Source organism: Bradyrhizobium sp. Leo170 (genome assembly GCF_004296405.1).
In the GTDB taxonomy this organism is placed as follows: domain Bacteria; phylum Pseudomonadota; class Alphaproteobacteria; order Rhizobiales; family Xanthobacteraceae; genus Bradyrhizobium.
This window is the reverse complement of record NZ_PSRR01000162.1, coordinates 1-17,775: the sequence shown is the minus strand read 5'-3', so window position 1 is coordinate 17,775 and position 17,775 is coordinate 1. Positions and strand designations below refer to the sequence as shown.

The 17,775-nt window shown below is 63.4% G+C and carries 20 protein-coding genes; 9 read left to right on the top strand and 11 right to left on the bottom strand.

What is annotated here, in order from left to right; translation table 11 throughout:
* Nucleotides 1-331: 331 nt before the first annotated feature.
* From CWO89_RS24685 to CWO89_RS24675, 3 genes are all read right to left on the bottom strand, one after another.
* The gene (locus tag CWO89_RS24685; protein ID WP_130581305.1) at nt 332-1,201 is read right to left on the bottom strand and encodes a PCC domain-containing protein; all 870 of its coding nucleotides are present in this window, start codon (nt 1,199-1,201) and stop codon (nt 332-334) included.
* Nucleotides 1,201-2,844, bottom strand: a complete 1,644-nt coding sequence (locus tag CWO89_RS24680) for an acyl-CoA synthetase (protein WP_130581304.1) — start codon at nt 2,842-2,844, stop codon at nt 1,201-1,203. The genes CWO89_RS24685 and CWO89_RS24680 overlap by 1 nt, the downstream gene beginning before the upstream one ends.
* Nucleotides 2,845-2,977: 133 nt before the next feature.
* Nucleotides 2,978-3,382 (bottom strand): SPW repeat protein, encoded by a 405-nt coding sequence (locus CWO89_RS24675; protein WP_027579056.1) that lies wholly within the window; start codon nt 3,380-3,382, stop codon nt 2,978-2,980.
* A gap of 200 nt (nt 3,383-3,582) precedes the next feature.
* Between CWO89_RS24675 and CWO89_RS24670 the strand changes: the two genes are divergently transcribed.
* A complete protein-coding gene (locus tag CWO89_RS24670) occupies nt 3,583-3,873 on the top strand; it encodes a GNAT family N-acetyltransferase (RefSeq protein WP_130581303.1) in 291 nt (96 codons plus the stop codon).
* 17 nt (nt 3,874-3,890) lie between these two features.
* Nucleotides 3,891-4,163, top strand: coding sequence for a GNAT family N-acetyltransferase (locus tag CWO89_RS24665; protein ID WP_130581302.1), 273 nt, complete (start codon nt 3,891-3,893; stop codon nt 4,161-4,163).
* A 15-nt stretch (nt 4,164-4,178) separates the two neighbouring features.
* Here CWO89_RS24665 and CWO89_RS24660 read toward each other — a convergent pair whose 3' ends face one another.
* Nucleotides 4,179-4,970, bottom strand: a complete 792-nt coding sequence (locus CWO89_RS24660; RefSeq protein ID WP_130581301.1) for a fumarylacetoacetate hydrolase family protein — start codon at nt 4,968-4,970, stop codon at nt 4,179-4,181.
* A gap of 96 nt (nt 4,971-5,066) precedes the next feature.
* Nucleotides 5,067-5,462 carry a DUF3597 domain-containing protein gene (locus tag CWO89_RS24655; RefSeq protein WP_130581300.1) on the bottom strand — a complete coding sequence of 132 codons (396 nt, stop codon included), beginning with the start codon at nt 5,460-5,462 and terminating at the stop codon, nt 5,067-5,069.
* Nucleotides 5,463-5,760: 298 nt separating this feature from the next.
* On the opposite strand from CWO89_RS24655, the gene CWO89_RS24650 reads away from it, so the two are divergent.
* Together CWO89_RS24650 and CWO89_RS24645 are read left to right on the top strand one after the other, a co-directional pair.
* Nucleotides 5,761-6,669 (top strand): DUF2189 domain-containing protein, encoded by a 909-nt coding sequence (locus CWO89_RS24650; RefSeq protein WP_130581299.1) that lies wholly within the window; start codon nt 5,761-5,763, stop codon nt 6,667-6,669.
* Nucleotides 6,670-6,882: 213 nt separating this feature from the next.
* Nucleotides 6,883-7,695, top strand: coding sequence for a lytic murein transglycosylase (locus CWO89_RS24645; protein WP_130581298.1), 813 nt, complete (start codon nt 6,883-6,885; stop codon nt 7,693-7,695).
* A gap of 71 nt (nt 7,696-7,766) precedes the next feature.
* Here the strand turns inward: CWO89_RS24645 and CWO89_RS24640 are convergent, their stop codons facing one another.
* Nucleotides 7,767-8,114: a hypothetical protein gene (locus CWO89_RS24640; protein ID WP_349016978.1), complete on the bottom strand. Its 348-nt coding sequence runs from the start codon at nt 8,112-8,114 to the stop codon at nt 7,767-7,769.
* Between the two features lie 745 nt (nt 8,115-8,859).
* On the opposite strand from CWO89_RS24640, the gene CWO89_RS24635 reads away from it, so the two are divergent.
* The 4 genes from CWO89_RS24635 to CWO89_RS24620 all read left to right on the top strand — a co-directional run bounded on the left by CWO89_RS24635 (nt 8,860) and on the right by CWO89_RS24620 (nt 12,155).
* Nucleotides 8,860-9,012 (top strand): DUF1127 domain-containing protein, encoded by a 153-nt coding sequence (locus tag CWO89_RS24635; protein ID WP_130581297.1) that lies wholly within the window; start codon nt 8,860-8,862, stop codon nt 9,010-9,012.
* 126 nt (nt 9,013-9,138) lie between these two features.
* On the top strand, nt 9,139-10,572 hold the full coding sequence (gene trmFO / locus CWO89_RS24630; protein WP_130581296.1) for a methylenetetrahydrofolate--tRNA-(uracil(54)-C(5))-methyltransferase (FADH(2)-oxidizing) TrmFO: 1,434 nt from the start codon (nt 9,139-9,141) through the stop codon (nt 10,570-10,572).
* A 3-nt stretch (nt 10,573-10,575) separates the two neighbouring features.
* On the top strand, nt 10,576-11,679 hold the full coding sequence (locus tag CWO89_RS24625) for a serine/threonine protein kinase (protein WP_130581295.1): 1,104 nt from the start codon (nt 10,576-10,578) through the stop codon (nt 11,677-11,679).
* Between the two features lie 200 nt (nt 11,680-11,879).
* Nucleotides 11,880-12,155 (top strand): DUF1488 family protein, encoded by a 276-nt coding sequence (locus tag CWO89_RS24620; protein WP_130581294.1) that lies wholly within the window; start codon nt 11,880-11,882, stop codon nt 12,153-12,155.
* 111 nt (nt 12,156-12,266) lie between these two features.
* Here CWO89_RS24620 and CWO89_RS24615 read toward each other — a convergent pair whose 3' ends face one another.
* The 5 genes from CWO89_RS24615 to yajC are packed head-to-tail and all read right to left on the bottom strand — an operon-like array spanning nt 12,267 to nt 16,555.
* Complete coding sequence (locus tag CWO89_RS24615) at nt 12,267-13,127, bottom strand: phytoene/squalene synthase family protein (protein ID WP_130581293.1); 861 nt, start codon at nt 13,125-13,127, stop codon at nt 12,267-12,269.
* Nucleotides 13,124-13,507, bottom strand: a complete 384-nt coding sequence (locus CWO89_RS24610) for an Mth938-like domain-containing protein (RefSeq protein ID WP_130581292.1) — start codon at nt 13,505-13,507, stop codon at nt 13,124-13,126. Before CWO89_RS24610 ends, CWO89_RS24615 begins: the two co-directional genes overlap by 4 nt.
* Before the next feature lie 6 nt (nt 13,508-13,513).
* On the bottom strand, nt 13,514-14,539 hold the full coding sequence (gene secF, locus CWO89_RS24605; RefSeq protein WP_130581291.1) for a protein translocase subunit SecF: 1,026 nt from the start codon (nt 14,537-14,539) through the stop codon (nt 13,514-13,516).
* Nucleotides 14,540-14,549: 10 nt separating this feature from the next.
* Complete coding sequence (gene secD, locus CWO89_RS24600) at nt 14,550-16,154, bottom strand: protein translocase subunit SecD (RefSeq protein ID WP_130581290.1); 1,605 nt, start codon at nt 16,152-16,154, stop codon at nt 14,550-14,552.
* Nucleotides 16,155-16,192: 38 nt separating this feature from the next.
* Nucleotides 16,193-16,555 carry a preprotein translocase subunit YajC gene (yajC, locus tag CWO89_RS24595; RefSeq protein WP_130581289.1) on the bottom strand — a complete coding sequence of 121 codons (363 nt, stop codon included), beginning with the start codon at nt 16,553-16,555 and terminating at the stop codon, nt 16,193-16,195.
* 183 nt (nt 16,556-16,738) lie between these two features.
* On the opposite strand from yajC, the gene CWO89_RS24590 reads away from it, so the two are divergent.
* A complete protein-coding gene (locus tag CWO89_RS24590; RefSeq protein WP_130581288.1) occupies nt 16,739-17,710 on the top strand; it encodes an ATP-binding protein in 972 nt (323 codons plus the stop codon).
* The last annotated feature ends 65 nt before the right edge of the window (nt 17,711-17,775 follow it).

Here is a 17,775-nt window from a genome sequence, read left to right as displayed (position 1 = left end):
TTCCGGTTGAACCTGTGGTCCTACCCCCGTGCTTTTTGTTGCACGGGACCCACGGGTGCAACCAGCACCCGGCTTTCCCTGCGCCCTCTGCTCAATGAGAGGGTCAGAAGCGACGCAAACCTCGGACGCAATGCGCCGCGAGAATGCGAACGTGTATCCTCTCCGCTGTTTGACAAATGAATCAGCAACATCCCCGTCATTGCGAGCGCAGCGAAGCAATCCATGCTTCCGCGCGTGGAGGGGTGGATTGCTTCGCTACGCTCGCAATGACGACGGAGAGAACTGCATCCGTAATGACGATGTCGTCCCGGATCAAGGCCGGGACAACAGCCTACCCCTCCTCGTCCAGCACTTCGAGCACGAGCTCCATCGTCATCAGCACCGGGTTGTCGCCGCGCACCAATTTCCCCTCGGCGATGCCTCCGAGATAGTCGACGAGCGCGATCTCGAGCTCGGCTTCGAGCTGGCCATCGGCATCGGGAGCGATCGTCCCCGCTCGGACCGCGAGCTCGGTCGCAAACGGCACGACCGTGCGGCCGTCGGTGAAGCAGGCGCCAATGGTCGAGCCGACGCCGCCATGCAGCCGCGCGTGCAGGATGCCGTGCTGGCGGCAAAATTTCTCGAGCGCGCAGGCAAAATCCTGGTTGGGGCGCAGCCGCAGCGCAAAGGCGCGGCTGGTGGTCTCCGCATTCGTCGCCTGGCGCGGCATCGGGCCGAACAGTTTGAAATTGGTCTCGGCATCGCCCTCGGCGACAAACATCGCCCCATTGAGACCGAAGGCCTGCACCTCGAAGGGCTCGGCGACCACAGTCTCTTCCGGCAGCATATGGCCGCCGTTGAAACGGCCGTCAGCCTCGGTCCACAATCCGTGGCAGTGGAAGAATGGTGCACCATCACGCTCGCCCAGCGTCATCGTGGCGAGCTTGAGCCGGGTGATGCCGTCGGGACGAAACGTCTCGCTGTAGAATGCCGCGTTGGCGCCGGTCTTCGACAGTGCCGGCATCACGTAGGCGAACGGGCCAAGCGCGCCGCCGCTTACGCTCAAGACGCCGCCCGAAAATCCTTCCGCCGCAAAGCCGCGGCGTGCGGCTTCAAGCAGCGGAATGCCGGCCTGCAGCGTGAAGGAAAATGCGCGCCCGCGCGCTTCCACCCATTGAATGCGCTCGCGCGCAGAGGGACCCGGTTGGGCGATGCTGCGCATCACCCGGTCTGCTTGGTGGAGACGTCGAGCAGCCCGCGCGCTTCCAGCTCATCGCGGATCAGGCGCTTGGGTATCTTGCCGTAGCCCGACTTCGGCAGCGCATCCCAGAAGAAGAAGCGCTTCGGCATCTTGTAGCGCGGCACCTTCGGCGCAAGGTACGCGGCAAGCTCCGCCTCGCCGACCGCGCCGGCGCCCTCGCGCGCGACGCAGACGGCAACGCCAACCTCGCCCCAGAAGGGATCGGGCACGCCGAGCACGGCGACCTCGCCGACAGCAGGATGCGTCAGGATCTTCTCCTCGATCTCGCGCGGATAGATGTTGGAGCCGCCGGAGATGTACATGTCGGATGCGCGGCCGGTGATGTAGACAAAGCCCTCTTCGTCCATGTGGCCGAGATCGCCGGTGCGAAACCAGCCGTCGCGAAACGCCTTCGCGTTGGCTTCACGGTTATCATAGTAGCCGGCGAACACCGCGGGGCCGATCACGCAGATCTCCCCGGTCTCGAACGGCTTCAGTTCGCGGCCCTGGTCGTCCTGGATCGAGACCTGCATGCCGACGCGCTCGAAGCCGCAGGTGCCGATCCGCGCATGCGGGCCGTCCTCGGGATCGTGCAGCGCCGGCGGCAGCACGGTGATGTTGCCGGTGACCTCGCCGAGGCCGAAATACTGCACCAGCACGGCGCCGAGCTTTCGCATCGCAAGCTTCTGGTCCTCGCGGTACATCGGCGCCCCCGCATAAATCACGTGGCGCAGCGAGGAATGATCGAACTGCTCGACGGCGGGATGTTCGACCATCATCTTCAGGATCGTCGGCACCGTGAAGAGGTTGCTGACGCGGTGCTGCTCGATCAGCCGGAATGTTTCGGCGATATCGAATTTCTCCGAAGGCAGCAGGATGGTCGGCACCCCGCGCGCGGCCTGCATGAGCTGGTGGATGCCGGCGCCATGCGACAGCGGCGCGACCACGATCGAGGCATCCCGCTCGCTGACGCCGGGCGTCAGGTCGGCGAGATGGTTGGTTACCACGAAGGCCATCTGGCCATGGGTCAGCACGGCGGCCTTGGAGCGGCCAGTGGTGCCGGAGGTGAAGAAGAACCAGCAGGGATCGTCATGCTCGACCGCGACATTGTCGACCTTCGCGCCGGCGTGCGCCGCGATCGCTTCAGTGACGGTCCGCTCGCCAAAACTCCCCTCCTCGCCGATCCGCCAGGTGAATTGCAGCGCGGGATTGGCGGCGGCCGCGGCATGCTCGGGAAAGTCGCCGTGGCAGAGGAAGGCCTTGGCGCCGGAGGCTGCGGCGAGATAGGCGACCTCGTCGGGCATCAGGCGAAAATTGGTCGGCACCCAGACCGCGCCGAGGCGGAAGGCGGCGAACATCGACCAGAACATCTCGTCGCAGTTCTTGGAGTGGACGAGGATGCGGTCGCCCCTGACGATGCCCCGCGCCGCCAGCGCGGCGGCAAGTGCGGAGACGAGGCCATCGATCTCGCGCCAGGTCCAGCTCCGGTCCCGCCAAATGAATCCTGCGCGATCGCCATGCCGGCGCGCATTCTGGGTCACGATATGCGCCAGGTTCATCACCCGGCGCGACATCCGCAACTGATCGCCGCGCGGCGCGGCCACGCTACCCGTCTCTCCGCTCATTTCCGTCCCATCGGGAGTTTCATCATGCGGGGCTTCTGGCTGCCCCTCTGCGGTTTATCGTCTCCGCACGGGGTTCGGCAAGGGCGGACCCGGCGCCTGCGGCCGCCCAGCCACCGCTCCGCGACGTGGGCGGTCACTGCGGATGGTTGGCGAGTTCCTGATCGCTCCTGCCCCAGTCCTGCCAGAGCTGCAGCGCACCCAGCAAGACCACCAGCGCCCCGAGGATGCCGTGCCAGACCTGCAGCAGGGTGTCGCCGGAATAGCCGAACAGGAACGGCGAAGCGATCAGCCAGCAGCCGAGCACGATCGCTGCCACCTCCTCCCAGCGCTGCAGGGCGACATATTCGAGCTGGGCCAGTCCGAACACCAGCATGCCGATCACGAAGGTGTTGAGGATCATGATGCTGCGGTCAGCATCGACGACGTCGCGGCCGGCCTGCATCGGAAACCACGGCGAGACCACGATCAGCACGCCGAGCAACATGCCGAACCAGTCCTCCCAAGGTCTATGGGTGCTAAAGAAACGCTTATCCGACATGGTAGACCTCCCTGGAAAAGAGGCATACGTCAGCAGCCAGCGATCATGACATTGCAGTACCAAACGACCGTCTGGCCGCTTCGGGGCGTATGTCTTGAAAAAAACGTAGGCCGGTTATGATCGGCTTGCAAGGCCGGCCGATCGCCAACTTGCGAACAACCGCGGGCGATTGCGGCGATGCAAACAACGGGAATGAGATGATGGATGGACGTGTGAACGAAGCAGTCGTCAACAACCCCGGGCGCAAGCGCTACGAGCTCGCGGTCGATGGACATATTGCCGCGGCCTACTACGAGAAAGCGGACGGTGTGATCACCTTCGTCCACACGGAGGTGCCGGCCGAGCTTGGCGGCAAGGGGATCGGCTCAAAGCTGGTCCGCGGCGCGCTGGACCAGGTGCGCGCCGAGGGCCTGAAGGTGATCGCGCAATGCCCGTTCGTGAAGGCCTTCATCGAGAAACATGCGGATTACCAGGATCTGCTGAAACACTGAAAGCGCAGACATCAGACATGACATCGGTCCGCAACAACACGGCACAAAGCCGCTTCGAACTCGACGTGGAAGGCCGCATCGCGTTCGCAAACTACCGCGCGACGCCGTCGGCTATCATCATCACCCACACAGAAACGCCGCGTGCACTGCGCGGCCGCGGTATCGCCTCCGAACTCGTCAAGGGCGCGCTGGAATTGATCCGCGCCGACGGCCACAAGGTGATCGCCGGCTGCGGTTTTGTCGTCGACTATCTCAGCAAGCATCCCGAATACCGGGATCTCGTGGCGTGAGAGTCGGGCGGCCTGCTACACGATCCGGATCGACATGTCCGGCAGGCCCTCGAGCTTGCACAACAGCACGTCGCCCTTGACCACCGGGCCGACATTTTCCGGTGTGCCGGAATAGATGATGTCGCCAGCCTTCAGCTCGAAGGCTTCCGACAGTTTTGCGATCTGCTCGGCGACGCTCCAGATCATGTTCCGCAGGTCCGAGTTCTGCCTGATGGTGCCGTTGACCGCGAGCGAAATCGCGCCCTGGGTGAAATGTCCGGTCTTGGAAGCCGGATGGATCGGACCGATCACGGCGGCATGGTCAAAGCTCTTGCCGATCTCCCACGGCTTCTTCTCCGCGGCCATGCCGTTCTGCAGGTCGCGGCGCGTCATGTCGAGACCGAGCGCATAGCCATAGACGTGATCGAGCGCCTTATCGGCGGGAATGTTGGCGCCGCCGGATTTCAGCGCGGCGACGAGTTCGACCTCGTGATGATAATTTTTCGTCAGCGACGGATAGGGATGATCGGCAACCGTCCCGATCGCAACGTTCTGGATCGCATCGGTCGGCTTCTGGAAGAAGAACGGCGGCTCGCGCGTCGGATCGGAGCCGCGCTCGATCGCATGCGCGGCATAGTTGCGGCCGATGCAATAGATGCGGCGGACCTGGAATACCTCGGTCTCGCCGACAATCGGGATCGTCGTCGCTGCTACCGGAAACATCGCCTTCGGCCCGACCTGCGCGTCGGCGGACGTAACCTGCGCGGCCGTTCCCGCCAGCGCGAGCGCGCCGGTGGCGAGCATGGTCCTGCGATCAATCGTATTCATGGGCGTTCTCCTTCGTTGTTGTTATTATCTGGCGGGGTCGACAAAAAAGGCCCGCGACGATCGCGGGCCTTCGAATGCTCAAGTACCAGCGTCGCCTTAATGCTTGATTTCCGGCGGCAGCTTGCCGCCATTGGCCGCAAGTTTGGTCATCACCTGCTTGTGCAGCCAGATGTTCATGCTCGCGGAATCATTGGTGTCGCCGGTGTAGCCGAGTTCCTCGGCAAGCTCCTTGCGCGCGGACAGGCTCGAATCGATGTCGAGCGCCTTCATCAGGTCGACGATCGATGTGCGCCACTCGAGCTTCTCCTTCTTCGCGGCGACGGCTGCATCCAAAATCGGAGCGACGTCGACGCTCTGCGCAGGCGCGGCAGCCGGAGCGGTCGGCGAGGCCCCGGCGGCGGGCGCGCTCCCCGCAGGCGCACCGCTAGCCGGCGCTGCAGTCGCTGTGCTGCTGCCGAAGATCGAGCTCATGATTTTTCCGAAAATGCTCATCGTTCACTCCAAAGGACTTGAGATGTGGTGTCAGGTGGTTCTCTCGGGGCTCTTTTCGACCGGCAGCACCCGCCGGGGTCGCAAAATGATTTTACCCGGACCAGCCAAGGTTGCCAATGCGACATTCACCGAAGCGTGAGTGCGTCTGTCCCGGTTTGGGAGTACCGTGACATCTCACTTCGCGACATGGCCGCTTGGGTGTCTTCGCGTCTGGCCTGTTCGTGATCGCTTAGGAGACGGCACGTTGTGCCCCTCGCTGGCGGGCACAGAAATGCGGCCGCGCAGGGAGACAACGACTATGGCCACCTATCACGACAATGTCACATCACTGACGCAGAGCGGACAGGAAGTCGCGGCTGCGCCCGAGATTCGTACCATCAGTCTCGGCGATCTGCATCGCGCCTTGCAGCTCGGCTGGGAGGATTTCAAGGCGGTCCCGAGCCACGCCGTCATCCTGTGCGTGGTCTATCCGGTGTTGGGCCTGGTGCTTGCCCGCGTCGTGCACGGCTATTCCGTGCTGCCGTTATTGTTCCCGTTGGCCGCGGGCTTCGCCCTGCTCGGCCCGTTCGCGGCGATCGGTCTCTATGAACTCAGCCGCCGCCGCGAGAATGGCGAAGAGCCTTCTGCATGGGGCGCAATCGAGATCGTCCGCTCTCCGTCATTCGGCGCCATGCTTGGACTAGGCACGCTGCTGTTCGCGCTGTTCGTGACCTGGATCGCCACGGCGCAGGCCATCTATGTCTCGGCATTCGGTTATGCGACGGCGGCGGGGATCCCCGATTTCCTCACGCAGGTGCTGACGACAGCGCAGGGTTGGTGGTTGATCCTGGTCGGCTGCGGCGTCGGCTTCCTCTTCGCCCTGCTCGCGCTTTGCATCAGCGTGGTGTCGTTCCCGATGATGCTCGACCGTCACGCTACGACCGGTGAAGCCATGGTCACCTCGCTGCGCGCGGTCGCGCGTAATCCGGTGCCGATGGCCGCCTGGGGCCTGATCGTCGCAGCATTGTTGGTGCTGGGAACGCTGCCTTTCTTCCTCGGCCTCGCCATCGTCATTCCCCTGCTCGGCCACGCCACTTGGCATCTCTACCGGCAGATCATCGTTCCCGACCCCAATGTGCAGCCGCTCCCGCCACGTCCGCGCGCGCGCAAGCCTGCTGCCGACTTCCCCGCTAACCTGTTCCCGTGGCGTCGGAAAAACAGCGCGTAGATCTTCGGCAAATCTGTTCCATCATCCCGGTCTGGTGCGCCAGCATCAGACTGGGGTTCGTCCGAGCTCCGGCACGTGACATCGCCCCGGCATGGTGGATTGACTTGCGCGTGCAACGCCGACAAGCCTTGTTTTGGCCGCTCTTGCCGCAAACATTTTGGTAGCGTTTCGAGATTAGTGTCGATGATGCGTCGACATGGAGTGAACGATTTCATGAGCTTTCGCTTTTCCCTCCGGACTGCACTGGGAGCCCTGCTCCTGACCCTCAGCACGCCTTCGTTCGCCGCGACCTGCGGCAGCGGCTCGTTCGATACGTGGCTGGACGACTTCAAGAAGGAAGCGGCATCGAAGGGGATTTCGCAGTCCGCGATCCAGGTCGGCCTGAACGGCGTCACCCTCGACAAGAACGTGCTCACGCGCGACCAGTCGCAGAAGGTGTTCAGTCAGACCTTCGAGGAATTCTCCGGACGCATGGTGCCGCCCCGCCTCACCCGCGGCGCCAACATGATGAAGCAGTACGGCTCGGTGCTGTCCCGCATCGAGGAGACCTATGGCGTGCCGGGCGAAGTGCTGGTGGCGATCTGGGGATTGGAGACCGATTTCGGCGTCAACATCGGCAAATTCCCAACTCTGCGGGCGCTGGCGACGCTCGCCTATGATTGCCGCCGCTCCGATATGTTCAGGGCCGAGCTTCTGGATGCGCTCCGCATCATCGAACGCGGCGATGTCCCTCCACAGGAACTGCGCGGCGCATGGGCCGGCGAGATCGGCCAAACCCAGTTCATGCCGTCGAACTACATCAAATTCGCAGTCGATTTCGACGGCAATGGCCGCCGCGATCTCCTGCACAGCGCGCCCGATGTGCTGGCCTCGACCGCGAATTTCTTCGCCAACCATGGCTGGCAACGCGGCAAGAATTGGGAGCCAGGCAATCCGAACTTCGCGGTAATCCAGCAATGGAACAAGAGCGAGGTTTATGCGCGCACCGTCGCCTATTTTGCCACCCAACTCACCCGCGTACCGTAGCGCTTCCCTCCCTCTCGCTTTAAGGAGCCGATCGCCGCGGGACGATCGGCGCCTGTGAGAAGCCTTGCTCCTTACTTCGCCTCGCCGGCGTGCATCGCCTTGTTCAGATGCGCCGCGCACACGCCCATCTTGCCACCGAGCAGAGCGTCCTGCGCTTGCGCAATCTCCTTTTGCGCCACGATTTTGCCTGGACCGTCCGCCATTGTCTCAACTGCGGATTCGGTCTTGGCGAGATTGTCGCCGCTGCAGCCGACGGTGACCTTAGCCGCGTGGGCGGGAATGGCGGCATACGCAATGAAAGCCATCGCAGTCGCTGCAATCAGTTTGTTGCGCATCGGTTTTTTCCCCATTTTCCGTATTATTTGAACGGAAGCCGACGTGATTGCCGGAATCCGTGACAACCATTGTTCGCTCATCATCGAAAAGTTCAGAATGAATTCCGCGCGATAGAGATGTGATCGACGCTGCGAGCAAAGCACGCATGCGTTGCATCTATTTTTCATTACAGCTTGGTAAGGAAGGGCAAGCCGCGCGAAGCATCGTTGCCGCTACTGCGGTATCCGGTCCCCTCCGCTCGCGAACCGTACCCCGGAGGATAGGGAGTTGAAGGTTCGGCAGCGGCATCGGCCGCAGGCAGCCTTCGGACTGCAAACATGCTTCAGTGATCCGTCGGTCTTGGCCCGGCTTCGCGGACTCGGCATTCCGCACCAAATCCTGGGACCACGAGGAATATTCTTCTAGATCGACCCCAGAAGAAATGAGTTTAATTTCATTTCTAAGGGCCAAGGCGCATGCGAATCACGCATGAGAAGCTAGCCACCCCGAATCGGTCTCCGGCGTTGCGCCGGGCGGGGCTCAAGGCCGAGCATTTGATTTCACGTCCGTGCGCACCCATATGCCAAGCGTCGACGGAAGTGCCGCCCCTCATCGCAAGCCCGTGATTTTACGGACCTTTTCCAATACCGGCACGCGTTCTCACCAACCCGCTGACGCCTCGTCGGGCCGCTCCGCTGTTGGGTTAATCAGGCCTTACCGACGTCATGCATTTTTCACTTAGCTGCACCGCAACATAGGAACTACCGCACTGCATCAACTCAACCTATGTTCATTCTATCGACGATGACGCTTGCCATAGAGCTGAATCGTAATTTCTAGGAGACTACCATGTTACTCTCGCTCATCCGCATGATCCGGGCGTTCCGTGATTATCAGCGTAATGTTGCCGAGCTGTCCCAGCTTAGCGATCGCGAGCTGGCGGACATCGGCCTTGATCGCTCTGATATTCCGCGCGTGGCCTCTGGGCACTTCAACGGCTGATCCTTTGTCAGCCCATCAATGAACGGATAACGCCCGCTCCTTTACGCGGGCGTTCTCGTATTCTCTCCCCAGTTTCTCTGCCCGGTTTCAGATGCGCTCGCGGGAAAAACGCGCTAACCCTGCGCGATGACCGCGACCAAGCCTTCTCCTGATCCTGTCCACATCATCGGCGCCGGCCTTGCCGGTTCTGAAGCCGCCTGGCAGGTGGCAAATGCCGGCCGGCGCGTGGTGCTGCACGAGATGCGCCCACAGCGGATGACCGAGGCCCATCGCACCGATGGCCTTGCCGAACTCGTTTGCTCCAATTCCTTCCGCTCCGATGATGCCGCCAACAATGCAGTCGGCCTGCTGCACGCCGAAATGCGCCGGCTCGGCTCGCTGATCATGCGCGCCGCCGACGCCAACCAGGTGCCCGCCGGCGGGGCGCTGGCGGTCGACCGCGAGGGGTTTTCCGCCGCGGTCACCAAGGCGCTCAACGAGCACCCCCTGATCGAGATTCGCCGCGAGGAGATCGCGGGCCTACCGCCCGTCGAGTGGCGCAACGTCATCGTTGCGACGGGCCCCCTCACCTCGGCGCCGCTGGCAGATGCCATCCGTGAGCTGACCGACGAAAGCGCGCTCGCCTTCTTCGATGCGATCGCGCCGATCGTGCACAAGGATTCCATCGACATGAGCGTGGCGTGGTTCCAGTCGCGCTATGACAAGGTTGGGCCGGGGGGCACCGGAGCCGACTACATCAATTGCCCGATGACAAAGGAGCAGTACGACGCGTTCGTCGACGCGCTGCTGGCCGGCGAGAAGGTGGACTTCAAGGACTGGGAGACCAACACGCCCTATTTCGACGGCTGCCTGCCCGTCGAGGTGATGGCCGAACGCGGTCGCGAGACCCTGCGGCACGGGCCGATGAAGCCGGTCGGCCTCACCAATCCGAACGATCCCACCACCAAGCCCTACGCGATCGTACAACTTCGCCAGGACAACAAGCTCGGCACGCTCTACAACATGGTCGGCTTCCAGACCAAGCTGAAGCATGGCGCGCAGCAGCGCGCGTTCCGCACCATTCCGGGTCTCGAGCACGCCGAATTCGCGAGGCTCGGCGGATTGCATCGCAACACCTTCCTGAACTCGCCCAAGCTTCTGGATTCACAACTACGGCTGCGCGCCGAGCCGCGATTGCGCTTCGCCGGCCAGATGACCGGCTGCGAAGGTTATGTGGAGTCCGCCAGCATCGGCCTGCTCACCGGCCTCTATGCCGCGGCGGACGCTCGCGGCCATTCGCTGGCGCCGCCGCCTTCGACCACGGCGCTAGGCGCGCTGCTGGGCCACATCACCGGCGGCCATATCGAGACCGTCGACACGGGTCCGCGCTCGTTCCAGCCGATGAACATCAATTTCGGCCTGTTCCCGCCGCTGGCCAGCCCGCCAACGAAGAAGCCCGACGGCACGCGGCTCCGCGGCAACGAGAAGACGGTAGCGAAGAAGCAGGCGATATCAGCCCGCGCGCTTGCCGATCTTGACCGCTGGATATCGGACCATTTGCACGTCGCGGCGGCGGCTTAAGCCATGAGCTTGCCGAAAGACGACGCCGCCACCCTGTCGGCGCGATGGCGCGAAGGAGTCCTGCTCAAGCGCGACGTGTTCTCGACCGTCGAGCGCGGACGTTTCCGCATCGAGACCGGCGAGACCGATGCGGTGCTGCGCCGGCTCGACCTGGTGCCGTTCTGGTCGTTTCCACTGGCGCGGCACCTGTTTTCGCGCGAGCGCCGCGCGCTGTCGCTGGCGCGCGACCTCGACGTCGGACCGAAGCTGCTCTGGGCGGGACAACGCGCGCTGGTGCGCGGGTTCATCGACGGCGTGGCGCTGCACCTGGCGAAGCCGCATGGCGATGTCGCCTATTTCCGTTCGGCCAAGGATGCGCTGCGCAGACTGCATCGTGCCGGCATCTGCCACAACGATCTCGCCAAGGAGCAGAACTGGCTGGTCGGCCGCAACGGCCGCGCCTATCTCACCGATTTCCAGCTCGCCGCCTGCTTCAAGCGCCGCAGCCGCCTGTTCCGCATCGCGGCCTATGAGGATTTGCGGCATCTGCTGAAGCACAAGCGCAGCTATGCGCCCGATGCGCTGACCCCGAAGGAACGCAAGATCCTCGCTCGCAAGTCAGTCGTCGCCAGCGTCTGGCTCAAGACCGGCAAAAAGGTCTACCAGGCGATCACCCGTGGACTCTTCAATTTCACCGATCGCGAAGGCGGCGGCCGGCGGCTGGTCAATGACGCGCCGGTCCTGATCGATCTGATCCGGAAGAACCCGGAAGTCCGCGACACCGCGATCGTCGCCTTCGCAGACCGCCGGGTCGGCGTCGGGCTCTATGCCTTCGTGGAAGCCGACGAGGTCGCGCTGGAGAAGAAGCTGCGCAACACGCTTGCCTCAGCCAAGGGTGTCAAGCCGCCCGAGCATATCCAAGTCGTCCATGCGCTGCCGCGCGATGCCGCGGGCAAGCCGCGCACGGAGATATTGCAGCTCGTGGCGATGAACCAGATCGACCTGATCGAGCCGCTGATGCAGAACGAGGCCGACCGCGCCTTCCTCAAGGACATCCTTGAGCAGCGCAAGAATCTTCGCGACCGTTTCAATTTCGAAGTCGCCGAGATGGACCGGCTCACGCGCTAGAGCTTCGGTTCTGATGGAATCAGAACCGAAGCTCTAGATTCTTGCTTTGACGCGTTTTCTTTACGCGAACCGGCGTCCACCCTCGGATCAAGTCCGAGGGCATGCTTCGCTCGAAAGCGCTCTAACCATCCCAACTCGTTACCTCGACAAAGCCATCGTTGCGAAGCAGTCTTGGAATCATCCCCAAGGAGAGTGTTTCGATGCCGCTGGCGCGTGGCAAGATTGGCGGACATGATTCCGAACGACTGGCGTTCACGTTCACGATGCTGAACGATGGCGAAGCCGTGGAGTGTCAGATCAGCGACGCCGCGATGGACGAGCTTGCCGGGACGCGCGGCACGCCAAGCATGGCGCGGCAGGGACAGTTTGTGTCGCTGCGCGACGAGATCGAGAAGATCGCGTCCGGCCTGTTCGATGCCGGCCCGGTCGTGAAGGGCCGCACGATCAGGATCTTTACCAAGCACATCGGCAGTTAGCGCGCGGGCTAAAGCGTTTTCGAGCGAAGTGGACGCCGGTTCGCGTGAAGAAAACGCGTCAAAGCAAGAATCTAGAGCTTCGGTTCTGATTCAATCAGAACCGAAAATGCTCTAGCCGCCGAACTCCCGTCGCCGCGACGCCCGCCACACCGTCCACAGGACCCGCAGCCGCGATGTGACCTGTGGGGCGAACGGGTCCGTGCTGGTCCGCGACATCCGCGCGAGATCGCGCTCGAGGAGCGCCAATGGCAGGAAGATCGGCCGCATCGCCGGCGAAACCGTCGGCAACAGCGAGAGCGCGGTCTTCAGATGGCTCGTCGCCTCGCCGATGAGCTGGTCGATCGCAGCGCGCAGTTGCGGCGTCTGCTTGCCGGAGAATACGTCTTCGATTCCGCCGCCGTGCTGCTCAAGGAACTGCAGCGGCAGGAACAATTGCCGCCGCGAAGCATCGCGCGGCAATGCGGCGATCACTTGCGCGATACCTTGCGCGAGCCCGGCGTGCCGCGCGAGGTGATCAATTTCTTCTGACGGCCGCGCCATCACGCGCGCAGCGAGCGAGAACAGCGCCGAGGCGGTCTCGTTGAGATAGCCCTCGAGCGCTGCCATCGACGGCATCGGATCGTTGTAGAGATCGAACTGATGCTCCTCGACCAACCGCGACAGCGGCTCGACGGGGAGCCGGAAATTCCTGATCGCGAGCAACAGCTCTGCTGCGACAGGGTTGCCTTCGACGCTGCCATGGCCGCTGCCTGCGAGCATGTCGGACCACCATTGCAGGCGTATCTCGCCAGGCAAGGGCTGGCTGACCAGTTCATGAACGCGGGAAATTTCGGCGTTGAAGGCGTAGATCGCGAGCAGCGCGCGGCGTTCGACCGCCGGCACGAACAGCGTGGAGGCATAGCGCGCGAAATCATGGGTGCGCACCAGCTCGGCGCAGAACGCCGCGGCGTCCGTGCCGCCGGGCTCGCTCATGGCACAGCGATCAGCGCCGCCGCCACCCGCCGACGCTCGCCCATCATGATGTTGTAGGTGCGGATCGCAGGCCCCGTCTGCATCGTATCCAGCACCACATGCACAGCTCGCAAGGCATCGCGCAGCGCCTTGGGCGCTATCCATGTTTCCGTGCCAGTGCCGATGATCAGCGTGTCGATGATGTTGGCTTTCGCGAACACACGCTCGAGCGAGTATCGGTCGATCTGCTGCGGAGTCGTCACCGGCCAGGCCCAGATCCCATCGGGCAGGCAGAGCAGTGAGCCGCGATGCGACATGTCGGCAAAGGCGAAGCCGCCCTTGCCGTAGGCCTCGATCGGCGCCGACCTCGGAAGATGTGGAGCGTCCGAGGATTGAGCCATGACCAGCTACTTCTTTGCCGCTGCTTCCGGCTTCTTGGCCGGCGTCTCCGGCGCGTCCCCACGTACGGTGCCCACGCCGAGATAGATCAGGATCGGCGCCGCGATGAAGATCGAGGTGTAGGTGCCGACCAACACCACGCCGAACATCATCACCGCGGTGAAGCTGTGGATGGCGTTACCACCAAACAGCAGCAGCGCCAGCAGCGCGAGCGTCACGGTGACGTGGGTGATGATCGAGCGCGACAGCGTCGAGTTGATCGATTCGTTGAGGAGCTGCGGCATCGGCATCTTCTTGTAACGCCGCAGCATCTCGCGGATACGGTCGTAGATCACGACCGTGTCGTTGAGCGAGTAGCCGAGAATCGTCAACAGCGCCGCGATGCTGGTGAGGTCGAAATCAACCTGCGAGATCGACATGAAGCCGATCGTCAGCACGATATCGTGGACGTTGGCGATCATGGCGCCGAGCGCGAACTGCCATTCGAAGCGGAACCAGAGATAGATCAGGATGCCGACGATCGCGAGCATCAGGCCGAGCATGCCGTAGGCCAGGAGTTCGCCGGAGACGCGCGGGCCCACCACCTCGACGCGGCGATATTCGACGGAATCGCCGAGCGCGCCGCGGACCTTCTGCACCGCCTCCTGCTGCGCGCTGTCGCCGCCGGGCTGCTCGGCGACGCGGATCAACACGTTGGCCGGCCCGCCGAACTGCTGCAACTGGACCTCACCGAGGTTCAAAGTGCTGAGCGTGGCGCGCATCGCGGCGATATCGGCGTTGCCGGATTTGGCCTGCACTTCCAGCAGCGTGCCGCCCCGGAAGTCGATGCCGAAATTCAGGCCGTGGGTGAAGAACAGCGTGATCGCGATGATCGAGAGCACCGCCGAGATCGGGAAGCTGATGCGGCGGAAGCGCGTGAAATCGAAATGCGTGTTGTCCGGGACGATGCGCAGCGGCGGCAGGATGCCGAGCGCGGCGACGACGGTCAGCACGGCGATCAGGATGCCAAGGCCAATGAGAACATAATGAGTCACAACAGGCCTCTCAGATCGGCACGGTCTTTTGCGGCCGCTTCCACCACACCCACCACGCGACGATCAGCCGCGTGAGCGTAAACGCGGTGAAGACCGTGGTAATGATGCCGATCCCGAGCGTGACGGCGAAGCCGCGCACCGGACCGGTACCGATGTAGAACAGCACCGCGGCGGCGATGAAGGTGGTGATGTTGGAGTCGAGGATGGTCGCGAGCGCGCGCTTGAAGCCGGCATCGATCGCCGAGATCGCGTTGCGCCCGCCCCGCAATTCCTCGCGGATACGCTCATAGATCAGCACGTTGGAGTCCACCGCGATGCCGACCGTGAGCACGATGCCGGCGATGCCGGGCAGCGTCAGCGTGGCGTTCAAAAGCGACAACAGGCCAAAGATCATCGCGACGTTGACGGCCACGGCGATGTTGGCGAACACGCCGAACAGCCGATACGTCAGAAGCATGAACACGATGACCAGGATCGAGCCGACATAGGCCGCCAGTTCGCCCTTCTCGATCGAATCCTGGCCGAGCCCCGGACCGACCGTGCGCTCCTCGATCACCGTCAGCGGCGCCGGCAGCGCGCCGGCACGCAAGAGGATCGCGAGATCGTTGGCGGACTGAACCGTGAAGCTGCCCGAGATCTGGCCCTGGCCGCCGGTGATCGGCTCACGGATCACGGGCGCGGAGATCACCTCATTGTCGAGGATGATGGCGAAGGGCTGGCCGACATTCTCGGTCGTGGCCTGGGCGAATTTCCGCGCGCCCGAGGTGTTGAAGCGGAAACTGACGATCGGCTCGCCGGTGCGCTGGTCGAACCCCGGCTGCGCGTCGGTCAGGTCGCCGCCGGAGACCAGCACCTGTTTCTTGACGACGTACGGGATCTTCGGCGTCGACGCGCTCATCAGGAGTTCGGAGTCAGGCGGAACCCTGCCCTGCTGGGCCTGGTCGGGCGACACCGAGGTGTCGACCATCCGGAATTCCATCTTCGCGGTCTTGCCGAGCAGCTCCTTCAGGCGTGTCGGGTCCTGCAGACCCGGCACCTGCACCAGGATGCGGTCGGTGCCCTGGCGCTGGATCACGGGCTCGACAGTGCCGAGCTGGTTGACGCGGCGCTCGACGATCTGGATCGACTGCTCGATGGTCTGGCGGATGCGCTCGGTGATGGCGGCCTGCGGCACGGTCAGGCGGATCAGCCCGCCGCCGGCATCGGACACTTCGAGGCTGCGCTGGCCGCTGGAACCGAGCAGGCCGCCGAGCGGCTGCGAGAGCTCACGCAGCTTGGAGAGCGCGGTCGGCAGGTCGGTATCGCGGCTGATCCGTACCTCCACGGCATCATTGCGCGCGTTGAGACCGGTGTAGCCGATCTTGGCGTCGCGCAGCACGCGCCGCGCGTCGTCGCGGATCTGGTCGAGCTTCTCTTTCTTCACATAGTTGGAATCGACCTCGAGCAGCAGATAGGAGCCGCCCTGCAGGTCGAGGCCGAGCACCAGGCGCCGCTGCGCCCACCCCGGCCAGGTCTTGACCTGGGATTCCGGGAAGAAGTTCGGCACGGCGCAAAGGCACACCACGAGCGCCGTGAGAATGATTCCCAGCGCCTTCCACCGCGTGAAATACAACATCGGGTTGACCTGTCAGATCGGAAATTGCGGCGCGACAATCAGCTCGCTGACGTCTCGTCCTTGGCCTCGGCCTTTTCCTTCGCCGGCTCGCCCTTGGTGCGCACGCCCGAGATCATCTGCCGCATCTGCCGCACCCGGACGCCATCGGAGATTTCGAACTCGATCTGGTCGTCGTCGACCACCTTGGTCACCTTGCCGACGAGGCCGCCCGAGGTCACGATGGTGTCGCCGCGACGGATGTTTTTGACCAGCTCGGCATGATCTTTCACCTTCTTCTGCTGCGGGCGCAGAATCAGGAAGTACATGATCACGAAGATCAGCGCGAACGGCAAAAGCGACATCAACATGCTGTTGGCATCGCCGCCGGCTCCGGCCTGGGCAAACGCAGGAGTAATCAGCATTCGGACAATCCTCGTGAGACGGGAGAAGGACCGGCGACGCCTGGCGCGTCAAGCCCGGTCCGGGCAAATTCGCGCGGACTATAGCGGCGGCCGGCCCAATTGCAACGTTAACAGCCCCTCATTTAGGCCGCTTGCGGCAGCCGCCAAGGCCCGTTAAAGCCTGCCCCGTCAGGAACTGCGCAAATGTCGAAAAAAGCCAAAAAATCAGCGCCTCGCGCCATGCCCAAACTGGCCTCCAAAGGCCCCCGCAAAACCGCGACAAAAGGTCCGGCAAGCGAGCTCAACGGCGACACCGCGGAGCGGATCGCAAACGCCCTGGAGGCGATCTCGCGCCACCTCTCCGCCGCCGCCCCGGACGCGGATGCAAGCGAGCAGCTTGGCGCGGCCGATGCCTTCGTCTGGCATCCGGACGGACGGCTCTCGAAGGTCGCCCGCGTCAGCCGCGTCGAGATCTTCCTGCTCAAGGGGATCGACCGGATGCGCGACATCCTGATCGAAAATACCGAGCGCTTCGCCAATGGGCTGCCCGCCAATAACGCGCTGCTCTGGGGCGCGCGCGGCATGGGGAAGTCGTCTCTCGTGAAGGCCGCACATGCCAGCATCAATCTCGACCGCAAGCCTGCGGATCGGTTGAAGCTGATCGAGATCCATCGCGAGGATATCGAGAGCCTGCCGATGCTGATGGAAGTGCTGCGCGCCTCCGATTTCCGCTTCATCGTGTTCTGCGACGACCTCTCTTTCGACGGCAACGACGCCTCGTACAAGTCGCTGAAGGCAGTGCTGGAGGGCGGCATCGAGGGACGTCCCGAGAACGTCATCCTTTATGCCACTTCCAACCGCAGGCATTTGCTCGCGCGTGAGATGATCGAGAACGAGCGCTCGACCGCGATCAATCCCGGCGAAGCGGTCGAGGAGAAGGTCTCATTGTCCGACCGCTTCGGCCTGTGGCTCGGCTTCCACCGCTGTAGTCAGGATGAATACCTCGCCATGGTCAGAGGCTATTGCGACCATTTTGGCATCAAGATCGATGGCGAGGAATTGGAGCGCGAGGCACTGGAATGGTCGACCACCCGCGGCTCCCGCTCCGGCCGCGTCGCGTGGCAGTTCACGCAGGAATTGGCCGGCCGGCTCGGCGTGAGGCTGACGGGCAAGTAAGCGCGCAATCCCGTAGCCCGGATGGAGCGAATCGCAATCCGGGACCGTGCTCATGCGCATAGTGA

What these genes read in the sequence shown, in the direction of transcription:
- CWO89_RS24685 (WP_130581305.1), bottom strand. Translation starts at nt 1,201, where the DNA reads ATGCGCAGCATCGCCCAACCGGGTCCCTCTGCGCGCGAGCGCATTCAA.
- CWO89_RS24680 (WP_130581304.1), bottom strand. Translation starts at nt 2,844, where the DNA reads ATGAGCGGAGAGACGGGTAGCGTGGCCGCGCCGCGCGGCGATCAGTTG.
- CWO89_RS24675 (WP_027579056.1), bottom strand. Translation starts at nt 3,382, where the DNA reads ATGTCGGATAAGCGTTTCTTTAGCACCCATAGACCTTGGGAGGACTGG.
- CWO89_RS24670 (WP_130581303.1), top strand. Translation starts at nt 3,583, where the DNA reads ATGGATGGACGTGTGAACGAAGCAGTCGTCAACAACCCCGGGCGCAAG.
- CWO89_RS24665 (WP_130581302.1), top strand. Translation starts at nt 3,891, where the DNA reads ATGACATCGGTCCGCAACAACACGGCACAAAGCCGCTTCGAACTCGAC.
- CWO89_RS24660 (WP_130581301.1), bottom strand. Translation starts at nt 4,970, where the DNA reads ATGAATACGATTGATCGCAGGACCATGCTCGCCACCGGCGCGCTCGCG.
- CWO89_RS24655 (WP_130581300.1), bottom strand. Translation starts at nt 5,462, where the DNA reads ATGAGCATTTTCGGAAAAATCATGAGCTCGATCTTCGGCAGCAGCACA.
- CWO89_RS24650 (WP_130581299.1), top strand. Translation starts at nt 5,761, where the DNA reads ATGGCCACCTATCACGACAATGTCACATCACTGACGCAGAGCGGACAG.
- CWO89_RS24645 (WP_130581298.1), top strand. Translation starts at nt 6,883, where the DNA reads ATGAGCTTTCGCTTTTCCCTCCGGACTGCACTGGGAGCCCTGCTCCTG.
- CWO89_RS24640 (WP_349016978.1), bottom strand. Translation starts at nt 8,114, where the DNA reads ATGATGAGCGAACAATGGTTGTCACGGATTCCGGCAATCACGTCGGCT.
- CWO89_RS24635 (WP_130581297.1), top strand. Translation starts at nt 8,860, where the DNA reads ATGTTACTCTCGCTCATCCGCATGATCCGGGCGTTCCGTGATTATCAG.
- trmFO (WP_130581296.1), top strand. Translation starts at nt 9,139, where the DNA reads ATGACCGCGACCAAGCCTTCTCCTGATCCTGTCCACATCATCGGCGCC.
- CWO89_RS24625 (WP_130581295.1), top strand. Translation starts at nt 10,576, where the DNA reads ATGAGCTTGCCGAAAGACGACGCCGCCACCCTGTCGGCGCGATGGCGC.
- CWO89_RS24620 (WP_130581294.1), top strand. Translation starts at nt 11,880, where the DNA reads ATGCCGCTGGCGCGTGGCAAGATTGGCGGACATGATTCCGAACGACTG.
- CWO89_RS24615 (WP_130581293.1), bottom strand. Translation starts at nt 13,127, where the DNA reads ATGAGCGAGCCCGGCGGCACGGACGCCGCGGCGTTCTGCGCCGAGCTG.
- CWO89_RS24610 (WP_130581292.1), bottom strand. Translation starts at nt 13,507, where the DNA reads ATGGCTCAATCCTCGGACGCTCCACATCTTCCGAGGTCGGCGCCGATC.
- secD (WP_130581290.1), bottom strand. Translation starts at nt 16,154, where the DNA reads ATGTTGTATTTCACGCGGTGGAAGGCGCTGGGAATCATTCTCACGGCG.
- yajC (WP_130581289.1), bottom strand. Translation starts at nt 16,555, where the DNA reads ATGCTGATTACTCCTGCGTTTGCCCAGGCCGGAGCCGGCGGCGATGCC.
- CWO89_RS24590 (WP_130581288.1), top strand. Translation starts at nt 16,739, where the DNA reads ATGTCGAAAAAAGCCAAAAAATCAGCGCCTCGCGCCATGCCCAAACTG.